The following is a 16857-nucleotide window of genomic DNA, read 5'->3' as shown; positions in this document are numbered from 1 at the left end:
TCTCCTTTAATATTTAAAAATCTTTCTGAAAAACGAATCATTTTTTATATTATTTTGTGATAGGCTAACCATTATCACAGAAATATTATCTCTTTCTTTACGTTCTTTAACCTTTTCAAAGAATCCATCAATCAATGCTTTAGAAGTTAAACCTTTTGTAGCTCTCCAATTATTTAACCCTATTTCTAGTTCGTAATCTGTTAACTTGTTATAGAATCCATCGCTACAAAGCAAAAATATATCTCCTTTTTGAATTTTTCCCTTTTCCAAAAATATCTCTATATTTTCTTTTACTCCAACACATTGCATAAGTAAATTTTTCTTATTGCTAGCTTTAGCTTCTTCTTTAGTCATCCGTCCTGCCTTAACTTCCATAGCTACATACGAATGGTCTTCTGTAATCTGCTTTAACCTTCTTCTAAATCTATATATCCTTGAATCTCCAACATGAACTATATAATAAAAGTTTTTCAAAATTAAAATTGCAGATATCGTAGTTCCAACCCTTTGTCCTATCTTGTTGCTATAATCTATTATTTCAACATTCGCCTCTTTAACTGCATTTACTAAAGAGTTTAATATTTCGTCACTTTCTTTTTTTACATAATCGCAAACTTCTTTTGACCACCAAGCTTTAAACTTCTTAACAGCTATAACAGATGCAACTTCTCCAAAAGCTAACCCTCCAAGTCCATCGCAAACCATAAATAATCCAAAGTCACTGCCTGCATGGTCTCCTATCTGAATCAAAATATTATCTTGATTACTTTCTTTTACTAATCCCTTATCACTTATAGCTGCTACTTCTATCTTGTAACTATCCATAACTCACCTATTAATCAATTTTAAAAGTCATATTTATATTTGCTAATGTTATATTGTCATCAACTGATAACTCCACTAATTGATTACTCTCAATTCTTACAGAATTTATAAAGCTTCCATTTTTAGACTCTAAATCCTCTATATAATATCGTGAGTTGTTTTTTATAATTTGGGCGTGAACTTTTCCTATAGCTTTGCTATTTAAGGTATAATCACACTGACTAGATAACCTTCCTATTTTGTATACATCTTTATTTATATATATCTTTTCCGCAACTCCCCCATTACTTAATAACAAATATGGAGTATCATTATCTAAAACTTCCGTGTCATAGGCTAATTGAGAGATAATTTCCTTTTTAGATAAATTTACACTAGGGCTTGAAGTTTCATTTATCTCAATATCTTCGCCCTTGTTTTTTTTGTTCTTTCTTTTAGAAGTTTTTTCTTTTTTAGCTTTCACTTTTTTAGCTTTAGAAGATCCATACGCCTTTAATTTATCTTTTGAGACCTTTACTTTTATTTTTTTATCCTTATCTAAAAGAACTCTTAAAACTAATACATCAAGTACAAGTAACATCAAAGCTCCTACAATTTTCTTAGTTAAATCCATTCCATCAATTAATAATGCTAAAACAATTATAGGAATAAATATAAATTGGATAAGAGCTGCACCTATTTTTCTAGAAGGCTTATAAATCTCTTTTATTAAAGCCTCTTCTTCTGTTTCTTTATTTTGATTTATTTTATTTTTTATATTATTTGGACCCTTTGAAATATTTGCTGTAGCCACTTTACTTGGGCTTCTATTTTCAATAGGTTTTTCACTTATTCTTTGAATGTTATTTATATTTCTATCTAATTGATTAGAGTTTTCTTTAGAATTTTTTATATTTAATTCATTTTGGCTTGCAAAAACTTTAGGTGTGCTATCTGAAGTCCTATTTAAATTGCTATCTCTTTTTGATACTTTATTTACTTCTTCTCTTTTATTTATAAAATTTTCCTCTTTTATATCTTGCAGTGTTTTAAGAAATTTTCTAATAGTTATCTCTTGCATTTTGCTTTGATTTAAGATTATTTGCATAAAATTATCTTTTAAATCCATATCATCTAAAACTGCTAAATCTATTACTATTTTTTTAAGTAACTCTCTAAATGATTTATTTATATCATCATTAATCGATTCTTCTACTGGTATATATATCATAGTTACTTTTAAATCCTCTAAATTTAAGAAAATTTGCTTCTCATTTAGTAGAAAATTATCTGAATTTAAAAAATACTCATTTGATTTAGTGATTACATCCCCAATCTCAATAAGTATTTTTAATAATTTCGCTTTTGTAATTCTATTTTTAATAAAATATTCTTCTAAGTTTATTAAACCACTTACATCGTAGTTTAATAATAAAGTTTCGTTAAATATTACTTTTTCAATATTTGCAGCTCTTATCGAACTGTTTTGATTAATCATCTCTAACTGGTAATCTAATATATTTAAATTATCAATCGGTAATTCTAAATATTTTTTAAAATTATTATTTTTTTCTAGACTTATTAATTCCATTCCAAAACTCCTTACATAATTTATATTAATTTCATTATATTACCTTTAATGAATTTTTACAATAATTTTTCAAAATATTTACTTTTTTCCAATTTTCGTGTTATATTAAAAGTGAAAGGAGGTTTTATAGAAATATTATGAAGAAAAGAAAATTTATTTCATTTCTTACTTTGGTTTTTTTCCTAATCACTAATTATTCACCTATAGTAACCGAAGCAGTAACTTTAAGTTCAAATAAAAATCTTTTAAATTCCTTTATGACTGAATTTAAAAAATTAACTTTTGATAATTTTACTTTTAATCGCGTTACTCCAGACTCAGTTGAAGAAACTTCACCTGAAGAACCTTCAGCTAAGCTAAGTGAAAACATTGACGTAGGAACTTTATTAACTAAAGTAGGCTTAACAAATGATATAAATTCTTCTGATAATTACAGTTTTATTGATGCTGATCTTAGCAATCAAGAGCTTTATTTACCAAGCCTTCAAAACAATAATGTTTTTGAAGGAAAAAATTTAATATTCAAAACTAAATCTAAAAGTTTAGATGGATTGAAAATCTATATTACAAATGTAGATGGTACTAATAAAGCATATTCTTTTGCTAAATTAGCCCCAAATACAAACTACCTTATTGAAGGATTAAATCTAAAAAACGGAGATAATATTAGATTTCTTTTAAAAGATTCATCTGATACTATCTTAGACTTTAGTCTTAAAGTTACAGATAAACCTAACAAAGAGTTTACAGCACCTGAAGTTAATTCATCATTTATAAAATACGATGAACAAAAAGGCAAATACACTCTAAATATAAATTATAAAGAGCATGAAAATGCTATGCCTTTTAACCTTTATAAGTCTTGTAAACTAATGTTAGATAGCTCAGATTTTAGTATTGGTGATATAACTATTACTAAAGATTCAACAAATTATAATTTAGTAGCAGACCTAAATCTAAACTCTAGGAAAACTCTTACTAAAAATGCAATAAGCATTAATTATAGTTTGTATTCAGTAGGAATTGATGGTACTGTTTCAGAAAAAACAGCAGTTTCAGAAGGACCTGTATTTAACAAACCTGAACTAAACTTAGGAGGTATTAATTTAGAGGATAATACCCTTACTCCAAATGATAAGTTCTCGCTTTTTGTTAACTCTGATACACCATTAAATTTTTCTTGCGATGGAGATCTTAACGAATTAGAAACTTTAGAAAATAATAAGTTATATTTATCACTTATTAACTCTGACACAAATAAAAGAATATCTAATATAGATCTTAAACCTTTAGAAAATACAGATAACATAAGTAACCCTAATTCAAAAAAGTTTACCTACGAGCTTAGCTTTACCCCTTTATTTACTTCAATTGAACGTAACACTTTAGAGGGTACAGTTCTTCCTTTAGGTAACTATAAATTAGATTTACTTCTTGTAGGTTCAAATAAAGAAGACCCTATAAGAAAGTCTATAAATATATCTGTAATTCCTAAAGAGGCGTATTTAGAAACAGATATGGAAGGTAAAATTTATAATAGTACAACTTTTGGTATTAATTTCGCTCTAAATAGCTTTGGTAAATATACTAACTTAGAGGAAAATTATATTAACTTAAATTTAATTCATAATCCTAAAGATTCTATCACTAAATTTACTTACAAAATATCTGGACCTGAAGCGTTTGAAAAAATAGTTACTGAAAAAGATTTAAGCAAAAACAATTCAATTAAATTTGACTTTACTAAAACTGGTAAGTATAAAATCGAATTAATTGAATTAGAAGAAAATAATCAAAAGGTAGATTTGCCTAAAAATAATATTTTTGAGGTAAATTTCGACTCAATCAAACCGAAATTTACTACAGCTAAATTTATCAAAGAGGATGGAAACTTTGTAATAGATAACGATATATCGTTAATTGGTGTAGACGAAATACCTGTTTTTGAAATTACAGACTCAAACGAGTATAAATTTAGCACACCAAAAATTGAATATTCACCTGATGGAAGTGATACTTTTGAAGTTATAGACAATTTAGAATTTATAAAAGATAAAAATTCTAATTATCACTACTTAACTTCAAAAAAGAAAAATGATTCTAATTATCTAAATAATGGTTCATATCGTATAACTATTGAAAACATAAAAGACTTAGCAGGTAACTCCTTAGAACCTCAAATATTTGAGTTTAAAGTAGCTACATCTATACCAAAAGATCAAATTTCTTATAGTATTAAATATTTAGATAACAGAGAACTATCTAAATATAATGATATCTATCACTTCAATAACGATTTGAATGTAGAATTTAATATTCCTGAACTTGCAGCTGGTTATGAAAATATCAGCTTAATTTTAAATCAAGAAAATCTTATGACTTTAGAATTAACTCCTTCAAAGGATAATACCTTCCTAATAGAAAAAGGGAAATTATTAACTTCAAGGTTTAATCTAAATTCAAAAATAAAAGCTACTTTAAGTTTAAAAACTAATACCGGTGTTGCAAACAAAGATATAAGTTTTGACTTACAGTTTGATGATTCACTTTTAAAGCCTAGCTTTTTAAATCCTGAATCTCTTGATTACGTAAACTATGATTCAGATTATGTTTCTACAAAAAGTGAATCTTTAAAATTTAAATTCAATGAAGCATTAGACTTCTCAAAAAAAGATTCATATATTACTCTAGATGGTAAATCAATTTTAGAAGATTATAAAAATTCTTCTGAATATTTAATTCAAAATAATAACGATAAAAATCAAATCTTGAAATTTAAAGTTTATGATTATGCACTTAATGTTATAGAAATGGAGCTTAAAATTAATTTTGATTCAAAAGCACCGTCTATTTCTACTAACTTTAGTTCAAATAATTTAAATGACCTCCAAAAGGCAGTTTATAATTCAAATAAGGTTAATTTAAATATAAACTTTAATAATGACAAACCTATAACACCAAATTCAAATGATTTTATCGTAAATATAGAGGAAGAAAATATCTCAAGCTTTACTATTAAAAGTAGTAAAGTAACTTCTAAAGAAGATTTAAATTCAGAATATGATTCAAAAGGAGAAGAAATTTTTAAAGGTATTTATGACGCTAAAAAAGAACTCACTTTTGAAGAAAATTCAATTTATAAATTATCTATTCTAGCTAGAGATATTCATGGAGAAGAGACTAAAATAGTACGTTTTATTTATATTGATACTCTAGAGCCAAAAGTTAATCTTATTTGCTCTTTAGATGATTTTGAAACTTACAAATCAATTAGTACACTAGATATAAAAGATGATACAACTATAGAACAAATTAAAAAATTCGCTTATGCAAGTTCTAACGAGAATTTAAAACTTGGTTTGATTGTAGAAGATTTAACTCTTAACTTTGATAATTTTATAGCTATCTCTAAAATCCCCTATTTAGTAGGTGATAAAGACTATAATTTATCTTATGAAAAAGAAGAAGTTAAAGATAATGAAGATCTTAATAAGTCTGTAATTTTAAAACTCGATACTTCTACTTTACAAAATCGAAATCTTGATGGAACGCATAAATTAAAATTAGATATAAGTGATGGTTTAAATTCTACTAGTATATCTAAAGGTTTTTATTTAGATAATACTCTTCCTAACTTTGATTACAATTTCAGGGCAAGTGATAAGGATGAAAATTCTCTACTAGCTTTTGATAAAGATAATCATCGATTAGGAACTAATGGTAGATTTATTACAGAAATTAATCTTCTAAATTCAGATACTTACTATAATCGGATTGAAGTTTTTATAAATAAACAGATAAACTTTAAACCTGATATAGTAAAACCTTTATACGATAAAGATATATCTAACGGTAAAGTTGAATTTGAAGTTAATCTTTTAGAACACCTAAGTAGTATTAAGCCTGATAAAAATGAAATTACTTTTAAAGTTTACAAAAATACTGGTAAATTTGAATCAAAAACTATAACAACTTATCTTGATTCAAAAGTTCCTATTTTAAATTTGTATTTAGATGATACAGAGGTTAAAGCTGATAAAGCTTCTTATGAAAATACATTTAACTATAAAGAAAACTATAGTCCTCTAAAACTAACTCTATCCGATTCCACACTTTTAGAAGATTATAAACTTTATAGTGGCGATGATATTCCACCTTCTAATTCAACAAACTACGTTAAGCTTAATTCTATAGCTTACGAAGGTAATTCAAATTTTGATTCTAAAAATTTTGAATTAATTAAAGGTGATGCTAATTCAGTAATCTTAAGAAACTCTAAAGAGTCTTCTCTAAATACAAGTAAACTAAATTTAGAAATAGGAAAATATACTTTAAACTTTACTGTTAAAGATTTTGTTGGTAATACTAAAACCCTATCTTATACTTTATTTATAGAAAACAAAAAAATTGATATATCTCTTAAACCTTTAAGTGATAGTATATTCTCATATATAAATGATGATGTTTTCTATATATCAGATAAAGAATTTAAGTTTAGTATAGAGACAGGTAATACCTTCTCTAAATTTACTAATTTATCTTTAGATTTTGTAGACAGTAAAGATAACACTGTTATTTATACAAAAGTTGTTGATACAGATTTTAGTGGAGATAAGATTCACGAAGTTTCAATCACGCCTTCTGATTTTAAAAGACCTGTATCAGAGCTTTCAGAAATGAAGCTTAAAATTAATTTAGTTAATATTAATCCTAATGTTTCTGATAACGGTGTAAGTAAAAAAGAAGCTTTATTTAAATTTGATAGAACACCTTCTAAATTAGACTTTAATGTTTTAAGTTCTACTAATAACTTAGAACTACTTAAACCTTATGAAAAAGAATCTGATATTAATTTTATAGATATAAATAAAAGTAAATCCTTTAAAGTAAATATTAGTGATGAATTTGGTTTCTCAAACTTTAAAACATTTAGTCCAGATGATAAATTAAATTTAGAAGATATGCCAAACAGTTCTATCAACTTAAAATCTTTAAAATATAATAGTTCAGATTATAATGATCCTACTACTGAATTAGAGAATATTTCTTTATCTGTAGTTAAAAATAAAAATACTAGTGAAAATCTAATTATTAAAGAGAAAGATTCTGAACTAGTATTAAAGCCTGGTAAATACGAATTTGAGTTTTTAGCTAAAGATATCGTAGGTAATGTAACTACTAAGTCTTATGTAGTTGTTGTTGATGATTTATCTCCTACAATCAATAGTTTTGAAGCTAATTCTATTACAAACAAGGAAGGTAACGATTATATTTTAGGAGATATTTTAAATTTAAAGGTTAAACTTAACAAAACTTATTTAAATTACAGTGATTTAAATATAAATTTAAGTGCTACTATAGGGTCAGAAAATATTGATCTAATGACTTTATCAAAATGCACTTTAGAAGACTGCTCTTCTGTAAACTCTTCGCTTGAACATAACTTCGAAGTTAAAATAGAAGACATACTTAATAAAGTGCCTAATAATTTAAAGGAAGTTCAAATAGAAGCTACTGTAAATTTAAGTTCAGACTTTAATAGTGTAAACCCTAAAAAAATTACTAAAACCTTTATTTTAGATAGAAATAATCCGAGTTTAGAATTACTTCTTACAAATGATAATAACAAAAAACTTTCTAATACTTTAGATAATAAGTTAAGTGTAGAAAATAATAACCTGTTAAATGTATCGATTTCTGATAAATATTACTCTAGTAATCCTACTATAGTAAATCCTAATGAGCCTCTTCCTGAAAGAGACTATATAAGTTTAAAATCGATTAAATTTAATAATTCTAATTTAGGTGATGAACTAACAGAACTTGATTGTGTAAAACTAAAACTTAAGTCATCTAATAATGGTAATTTCATCTATTCTTTAGTTAGTGATGAAAATAAAGAGTACAAGCTAGAGAAAGGTAAATATGAGTTGATTTTTGAAACTAAGGATATTTCAGAAAACTATACTAGTTTTAAATATTCGATTATTGTAGATAATTCAAAAGTTATTTATAATATGACTCCAAACTCTAATATCTCTAAGTTTGATGATTTATATCATATTAATAATAATGACTTTAAAGTAAATTTAAGTATCCCGAAAATATATTCTGGGTATTCAGACCTTACTTTAAAAATCAAAGATAAAGGTAATACTATTTATACTATTTCTAAAGGTTCAGACTTCTTAAAATTTGATAAAGAAGTTGAGACTTTTGTTTTAGATGTTGAAGCTAGTAAATTTAATTTAAGTGATTCTAAAAATCTAACTTTAGAGATTTCGCTTCAATCACCTAATGATAGTATAGAGATAAAACCACTTGCTTATAGCCTAGTTTATGATGTAAAAAAACCAGAACTAAAAATATCAGCATCTCAAGATGACAAATTAAATACTCTCCCTTATTTCGGAAAGGATCCTAATTTTGTTATTTATGCATCTGATATTAATAATTTAGGTGTAAATACCCTTGATAAAGATAATATTGTGCTTAATGATATTTCAAAACCTAACTCTTTAAGCATTGAAACCTTTAGTTATTTAAAAGAAGGTTCTAATAAATCTACTGAACTTAAAGGTAGCTTTAAAGTTATTAAAAGTGGAAATAATTTCAGCATAGTTAGAAGTAATGGAACTAGCCATAATTTTACTAATGGCGAATATAATTTAAAACTGAATTTACGTGATAAGAGTGATAACTCTGTAAGTGTTAATTATAACTTTAAAATTGATACTGAAAAGCCTACAATAAACTCTATTACTTTATCTAGTAAAAACGGTACAAGTGTTACTCATCATAAGAACGTTTATTATGTAAATGGAGATTTTATAGCTAATGTAGATGTAGCTAAAAATTACGCTCCTAATACTACTTTAGATGTTACTCTTAAAGTTTATGATGAAAACAAAAAAGATTATATTGACCTTTTCACTAAAAGTTATGTTAATGAGAGCATAGTTAGCGTTAAATCATTTGATTTTGGGTTTGTAAATTCTAATGATATTAAGCTTGTTGCAACACTCTACAACGCTAACGGTAAAAAAGTATCAAAGGAAATTAAAATGATTTCTGAGAAAGTTTCTCCATCTATTTTGCTTGATTATAATAAAAATGATGTTAAAAATAATGATATTTTCTCAATCTCATCTAATTTAGATGTAAATGTAAAAGATACTTCTTCTACAAGCTTTAGTAATATAGATTTAGATACGGTTTCACTTTATACAAATTCTTCTTTACTAAAACCTAACTCTATTAACTTAAAAAATGTTACTTTCGAAGATTTATATAGTGAGAGCAATATAACTAATAACTTTACACTTAAAAAATTCAATAATACTATAAGTCTTGCCAAAAATGATTCAAGGTATTCACTACCAACTGGTAAATATACCGTTTCCCTTGAGGCAAAAGATTTATGCGGTAACTCAACATCTAAAACTTTTGTGTTCACTGTTGATACGAAATCAACTTCTGGTGATTCTAAATTAGTATTTAATAAAATTAACTCTAATGTAGCAACTACATTAGATGCTAATAAAATTTCAAATACTATTTATGTTCCTTATAATGCAACACTTAGTCTTAATTTAGATGGTAATATTTCAGGATTTAAAGGAAATAGCAATATAACTGTTAAAGATGATAACGGTAATAATATAACATCATCAACTTTTGTTACAGGTAACGGTATATCAAACAATGGTTCTATCAACAGTAATAAAAATGCTAAACAAGTTCAATTTAAATTCAAAGATGACGGAATTTATAATATATCTTGGAATTTAGAAGCTAAAAACAATATAGATAGTTATAAAAAATCAATTACCGTCGTAGTTGACACTAAAAATCCAGTTATAAATCTTGATTTAGTTAACAAAACTGCAACCAAAGATAAGACTATTTATACTAATAGTACTAAACACTATGCTGATTATAGTGTAGAAGATACAAACTTTAATACAATTAGTAATCTTTCATATAAGGTAAATCTAGATTCTAGTTCACCAAGCGGAATTATGAAAGATGAAATCTATAACGAAGGAACTTACAATATAAGCATAACTGCGACTGATAAGGCTGGACGTTCTTCAAGTAAATCTATAAAAGTTATAGTTGATAGAACTTCTCCAAAAGTTTCATTACCAAATGAATCTATGTTTAATAGAGTTAATGGAACTTACTATACAAATAAAATCAGACCTTATCTTTATGATGTTTCTGACTCGTATCTAGACCAAGAAGCAGCTTTCTTAAATAATAGAGTATATACAAAAGGAAGCTCAATTTCTGGTGATGGAACTAAAAATATCAAAGTTGTTGCAAAAGATATCGCTGGAAATATTACTGAAAAGACTTTTAACTTCGTCTTAGATACTTTAGCACCTATCTTAAATTACTCTGATGTTATAGATGAGAAACATTATAATAAACCTGTAAAACCTTCATTTAAAGCAACTGATTTACACTTTAATAAAGACTCTCTAAGTGTTCTTTTAAATGGTAGATCATATAATAATAACCCTATATCAGCTGATGGAAAGTATAATTTCAAATTATCTGTTTCAGATTTTGCTGGAAATGCTTCAACACTAAACTTTTCTTTTGTTGTTGATACAGTTGCTCCAATAATAACTATAAACGGAATATTGTTTGATAAATTAAACTCAGGTACAATAATCCCAGAAATTGTTGTTAATGATAAGGACGCTATAGTAACTTCCCTTTTAAATGGTGATTCCTACTACGGAGAACCAATTATGGCAAATGGTAAGGTTACATTAATAGTCTCAGCTGTTGATAAAGCTGGAAACTATGCTAGAAAGGTTGCAAACTTTATGCTTGATTCTTACGCACCTGAAATATTTTTAAACGGGGTGGAAAATGGCAAATCTTATAATTCATTTGTTCATCCTAAAATAACAAGTGAAAGAGGATCTAACCTAAAAATGCTACTAAATGGCAAACCTTATAACAATGAAAAAGTAACAGAACCTGGTGATTATGTACTTGAAATAATCACAACTGATAAGGTTAATAACACTAACAAACAAGTAATTAACTTTAAAATATTATCATCACCTGAAGCTGAATCAATTGAGGATTCAAAAATGCCTATATTGTTTTTCGGAATACTTTTTCTGATTTTAATAGCTTCAATAGTTGGATATAATATTTATAAAAAAAATAGAAACTAACCAATTTATTTAGTTTTCTATCTATCTTAAAAAGATAACACCGTGTATACAAACTAGAGGTATACACGGTGTTTTTTATTTAAATAATCCTTTAACTCTTTCCATATCAGCCTCATCTATTCTAGGTATGTTTATTGATAAGTCTTTTATATCTGAAACATTAGTGATTTCTGCTCTTCTTAAACCCTTTTTCATTTCATAAATATCAGATTTAATTTTTAGAGTTTGAATCTTTTTTATATAGATTCGTCTTTCTACTTTATCTATCTTTCCGACCTTTATAAGTAGCTTTTCTTCATCTATTTTAACTTCATCTGTTTTATATTCTATAAAACTTAATAAAATTATAACTGCTATAATTAGGCTTATAATTAATGCTATAACTTTAGAAAAACTTAGAGCTATAATATTTAAAACTATAAAAATGATTAAGGATTTTCCTAATGAATACTTAAAAGATTCTTTAGGTGGCTTTATCTTTTCACCCCCTACTTCAAAATCATCTATTACATCTTCTAAATAACTTTTAACTTCAGAATCATCAATACATAATGAAATTGCAGCTCTTTCATTTTCATCATTTGCCATTCCAACTACTATAACTTCAATAAATGACTTTTTTAAAATTCTTCCTAGAAATGTTTTATAAATCTTTATACCAGAAACTTTAGAAAGCAAAAATGAGTATTCTTTCCTATTAAAAAAGCCATATTTAAGTAACACCTTATCATCTTTTCTATACACTTTAAAATTAGAATAATTAAGTGAGTTTTTTATAAATTCGTAAGACATCTTAAGTGCAAGTAATGCTCCTCCGAAAATTATAGTACTTAATTTAAGTTTACTATTTCCACCTGCAAAAAATGTACCAGAGATTATTACAATACCTATAATTAGATTAGTAACATTTAAATCCCTAATTAAGCTATAAATTATAGCATCAGAAGTATTAAAACTCTTTAAAATTTTATAATCTTCCTCTTCTTCGATTTCTTTAGCTTCATTCATTAACAAAGCTCTCTTTACTTCTTCACATAGCTCGTCTTTAAATATAAACTTTATCTTACCTTCAAAAGACTCTATAGAATTATTTAAATCAAACTTTAAAGTAGATGTTTTAAAAATCCTTTGAAATATGTTTTTATTAATATTTATAGATGCTATATCAGAAGCTTTAAAATCTAATCTTTTCTTAAATAAGCCTCTTTTTGAAACTGTTATTTTATTCCCATCTATCACTAAAAAAGTAACTCTCCACTTTATAAATCCAATAAGAAAAGATATTAAAAATATTAGTATAATTACTAGTAGTAAATATCCTAAATAGTCCATTATATTTATAAAAAAATCCTTAACTTCTTTTATAGATCTTATTTCTTTTATTAAATCTATAGTGAAAAACCCTAATAAAAAACTAAAAAAAACGTTATCTGTAAAGATAGAGCTTGGATGAGATCTTAATTCCCTATTCATCTAAACTTCACCTCGTTTTATGCTATTAACTTTTTCAGTTAAAAACTCCCCTATCTTTTCACCTTCTTCTTTTTTTATAAAAGAAATAGTAGCATTACCGCCTGCAGTTAAAATATCTAAATTCACCAAGCCGTATCTTTTATCTATAGGACCCTCTTTTAACCTGATTTGATGAATTCTTTCTATAGGAATTATTGTATCTTTAACGAAGATAACTCCTTCTATTATTTCAATTTTTTCCTGTGTAACTTGGTACTTGTACCTTTTAAATCTTAAATTAATTATTAAAAAGTACTCTATTAATTCTAATATAAGTATAAAACTTGCAATTATATAGAAATATTTATGATATTTTAAACTTAAAAATTTATCACATAAAAAATATCCTAATATAATTACAACAATTGTAATCAATAAACTTATTCCCCCTGAAAATTTCATACATTTCTTTGAATCTAAATGTAGTTTTTGCATTATACCCTCCTCTAGTTGTTTTTATTTAATTATAACAAAAAAAAAGGCAGCTATTACTAGCTACCTTTTAAATATATTCTTATTCCATCATTTTTGAAATTTTCTTACTAAATACAAGTAATATTAAACCTAATATAGTAACTACACATGATATGCTTGCAAATATTTCAAGTGCCCCGAACTTTTCTACTTGTGATGCGATAGCACCTCCTAGTAAATTTGCAACTCCGTTTGCTGATAACCAAACTCCCATTAATAATGTAGCGTATTTTATTGGTGCTATATTTGATACCATTGATAATCCAATAGGTGATAAGCAAAGCTCTCCTAATGTATTACAAAGATATGTTATAACTAAAAACCACATGCTAGCTTTAGCAGCTGGATTTTCTGAACCTTGTATTGAAAGTACTGCGCATACCATAACTAAGAATCCAACTCCAACTAAAAGTAATCCAAGACCCATTTTAACAGGAACTTTTAAATCACCTTTTTTTCTATTAGCAAGTTTTACCCAAACTTTTGCAAGGATTGGTGAAAGGATTAATACAAACATAGGATTTAGTGATTGGAACGCTGAAACTGGTATTTCAAATCCAAATAAATTTCTGTTTGTTAAGTCTTTTGTAAATAATGTTAATGAACTTCCAGCTTGCTCAAATGCAGCCCAGAAGAAAATAACGAATGTAGTTAAGATAAGTATAGCTGCTACTCTTCTCTTCTCAGTTTTTGTAAGAGGTTTGTTTTCATAGCTAACTTTTCCTTTTTCTACTTTTTCAGGTTTATTACCAACATTTTTTAAATATTTAGGTGCTAAAGCCATAAATATAACTTGTCCTAAAATCATTCCGATTGCAGCTGCTAAGAATCCGTATTTGAACCCGTATTGCATAACGCCATCAACACTTTTTGCAAAATAATCTTCTGCTAAGAATCCACAGATTATAGGTGCTATAAATGAACCTAAGTTAATTCCCATATAGAAAATAGTAAAAGCTGAATCTTTTCTACTATCACCATCTGGATAAAGTTGTCCAACTACAGTTGATATGTTTGGTTTAAAGAACCCATTTCCTACGATAAGAATAGCTAAGCCTATAAATAAACCGACTCTTGTATTATCAAAGAATAATATCAAGTTACCAAATACCATTATAAATCCACCGATTACTATTGATAACTTTTGTCCTAAATATCTATCTGCAATAGCTCCTCCAATAATAGGAGTAAAATATGTAAATCCAGTATATACACCGTAAATCATAGCTGCTATTCCCAAATCAAAGCCTAAACCTCCGCCTATAAGGCTTGTAGTTAAGTAAAGCATAAGTAATGCTCTCATTCCGTAATAGCTGAATCTTTCCCACATCTCTGTTAGGAATAATAAATATAATCCTTTAGGATGCTTCTTTTTAATGTTACTATCTATTGTTGCTTCCATCTAAAAGTCTCCCCTTTTTATCTTTTGCTTTAACAAATTAAAGTATGTATATAATATAGCATACACTTGTACATATTGCAAGGACATTTTTTCACTTTTATTTAATCTACTTGAATTATTATTAAAATTTATAACTTTATCTCACCTTTACTATCAATCTGTTAATAAGCTTTATTAAGAATATTAAAGGATTTGCCTCTTCCCCCTACTCTTTTACGACATTTTCTGTTATCAATTAGATATTTGAAGATTTATTAACAATTTATTGCGAAATTTGGTATAATTTATTAGAGGTGTTTATATGAAAAATTTAAAAATTTATTTTACATCAGATATGCATGGATTTGTTTATCCAACTGATTATACTGATAAAACATTTAAAAATATTGGTATGTTAAATGTTATTAATTCATTTAAAAAAGATCCTAATACTTTAATTATAGATTGTGGAGATACTATTCAAGGTTCTCCATTTACAACATATCTTTCTAAATCTAAATTTGAATCTCATCCTATAGGTGAAGTATTAAATAGTGGTTCTTACGATTATATAACTCTTGGAAACCACGACTTTAATTATGGATTTGATTATTTAAAAAAGTATCTTAATACTTTTAAAAGTTCTTGCCTTTTAGCAAATATAAAAGATAAAACAGGAACTCTTCCTATAAAGCCTTATGATATTAAGGTTTTACCTAATGGATTAAAAATCGGATTAATAGGTTTAACTACTGAATATATTAACGTTTGGGAAAACCCTAAAAACATTGAAAGCTTTGAAATTTCAGACCCCTTTGAATCTGCAAAAAAATATTCTAATCTTTTAAAAGATAAAGTAGATATACTAATTGGTTTTTATCACGGTGGTTTTGAAAAGGATATTGAAACTAAAAAGACTTTAAGTACTACTAAAGAAAATGTAGCCTATAGAATTTCAGAAGAATTAGATTTTGATATTTTACTTACAGGTCATCAGCACCTTCCTATTGAAGGTAGTCTTATAAATGACACATACGTAGTCCAAACTCCGCAACACGGAAAAAAGTTTATAGAATTAAACTTAAAACTTGAAAATGGTGTTAAAGAAATCGAATCATCTTTAAAAGAGCCTGTTTCATCACCTAAAAAAGATATTTTTGATAAATTACTTCCTTTAGAAAACAAAATACAATCTTGGCTTGATGAACCTGTTGGATTTTTAGATATTCCACTAAATAAAGCATCACACTTAGATATGGCTTTAAAAGGTTCTTACCTTGCAAACTTTATAAATCAAGTTCAACTAGAAGTTTCAAAGGCAGACGTATCTTGTACTTCTTTTGCAAACTCAATTAAAGGGTTTAATAAAGATGTAACTGTTCGTGATATTGTTTCAACTTACGTTTACCCAAACACTCTTGTTGTTTATGAAATAGATGGTTTAACTTTAAAGAAGGGTCTTCTTAGAAGTTCAAATTATTTAACTAAAGATAACGATAAAGTTGTAATTTCAGATTCTTTCTTAAAACCTAAAACTGAACATTATAACTATGATTATTTTTCAAATATAGAATATGAATTTGATTTAAATAAAACTGGCTTAGATAGAATCTCTAAATTAGAGTTTAAAGGTGAGGCTTTAAAAGATACTGATAAAATAACCCTTGTTATGAATAATTATCGTGCAAGCGGTGCTGGAGGTTATGATTTTTATTCTGGTTCTAAAACTGTAAAAGAGATTTTAATTGAGATGCCAGAGATTATAATTGAGTATTTTTCAAAACATAAAAATGTAAAAGTTGATAAGTCAAAATACTATAACATTAAACTTTAGAACATTTGTTTGTATAAATAATCTAAATTTGGTTAGACTCCTTAAGGAAATAAAACTTAAG

At 26.3% G+C, this 16857-nt stretch carries 7 protein-coding genes; 2 read left to right on the top strand and 5 right to left on the bottom strand.

Annotation, left to right across the window (positions count from 1 at the left end):
• Positions 1-6: 6 nt before the first annotated feature.
• Together M4I33_RS10105 and M4I33_RS10100 are read right to left on the bottom strand one after the other, a co-directional pair.
• A complete protein-coding gene (locus tag M4I33_RS10105) occupies positions 7-825 on the bottom strand; it encodes a PP2C family serine/threonine-protein phosphatase (RefSeq protein WP_257916670.1) in 819 nt (272 codons plus the stop codon).
• Between the two features lie 10 nt (positions 826-835).
• Positions 836-2395, bottom strand: coding sequence for an FHA domain-containing protein (locus M4I33_RS10100; protein WP_257916669.1), 1560 nt, complete (start codon positions 2393-2395; stop codon positions 836-838).
• 137 nt (positions 2396-2532) lie between these two features.
• On the opposite strand from M4I33_RS10100, the gene M4I33_RS10095 reads away from it, so the two are divergent.
• Complete coding sequence (locus M4I33_RS10095) at positions 2533-11595, top strand: hypothetical protein (RefSeq protein ID WP_257916668.1); 9063 nt, start codon at positions 2533-2535, stop codon at positions 11593-11595.
• Positions 11596-11670: 75 nt separating this feature from the next.
• Here M4I33_RS10095 and M4I33_RS10090 read toward each other — a convergent pair whose 3' ends face one another.
• The 3 genes from M4I33_RS10090 to M4I33_RS10080 all read right to left on the bottom strand — a co-directional run bounded on the left by M4I33_RS10090 (position 11671) and on the right by M4I33_RS10080 (position 14983).
• Positions 11671-13068: a PH domain-containing protein gene (locus M4I33_RS10090; protein ID WP_257916667.1), complete on the bottom strand. Its 1398-nt coding sequence runs from the start codon at positions 13066-13068 to the stop codon at positions 11671-11673.
• Positions 13069-13542, bottom strand: coding sequence for a PH domain-containing protein (locus tag M4I33_RS10085; protein ID WP_257916666.1), 474 nt, complete (start codon positions 13540-13542; stop codon positions 13069-13071). It lies immediately after the preceding gene.
• Between the two features lie 79 nt (positions 13543-13621).
• Complete coding sequence (locus M4I33_RS10080) at positions 13622-14983, bottom strand: peptide MFS transporter (protein WP_257916665.1); 1362 nt, start codon at positions 14981-14983, stop codon at positions 13622-13624.
• Positions 14984-15284: 301 nt separating this feature from the next.
• Here M4I33_RS10080 and M4I33_RS10075 point away from each other — a divergent pair, with 301 nt between their 5' ends.
• Positions 15285-16796 (top strand): bifunctional UDP-sugar hydrolase/5'-nucleotidase, encoded by a 1512-nt coding sequence (locus tag M4I33_RS10075; RefSeq protein ID WP_257916664.1) that lies wholly within the window; start codon positions 15285-15287, stop codon positions 16794-16796.
• Positions 16797-16857: the final 61 nt, after the last annotated feature.

Source organism: Clostridium sp. LY3-2 (assembly GCF_024705715.1).
GTDB lineage: Bacteria > Bacillota > Clostridia > Clostridiales > Clostridiaceae > Clostridium.
The sequence above is the reverse complement of the archived record's forward strand: the minus strand, read 5'-3'. Positions and strand labels throughout refer to the sequence as shown.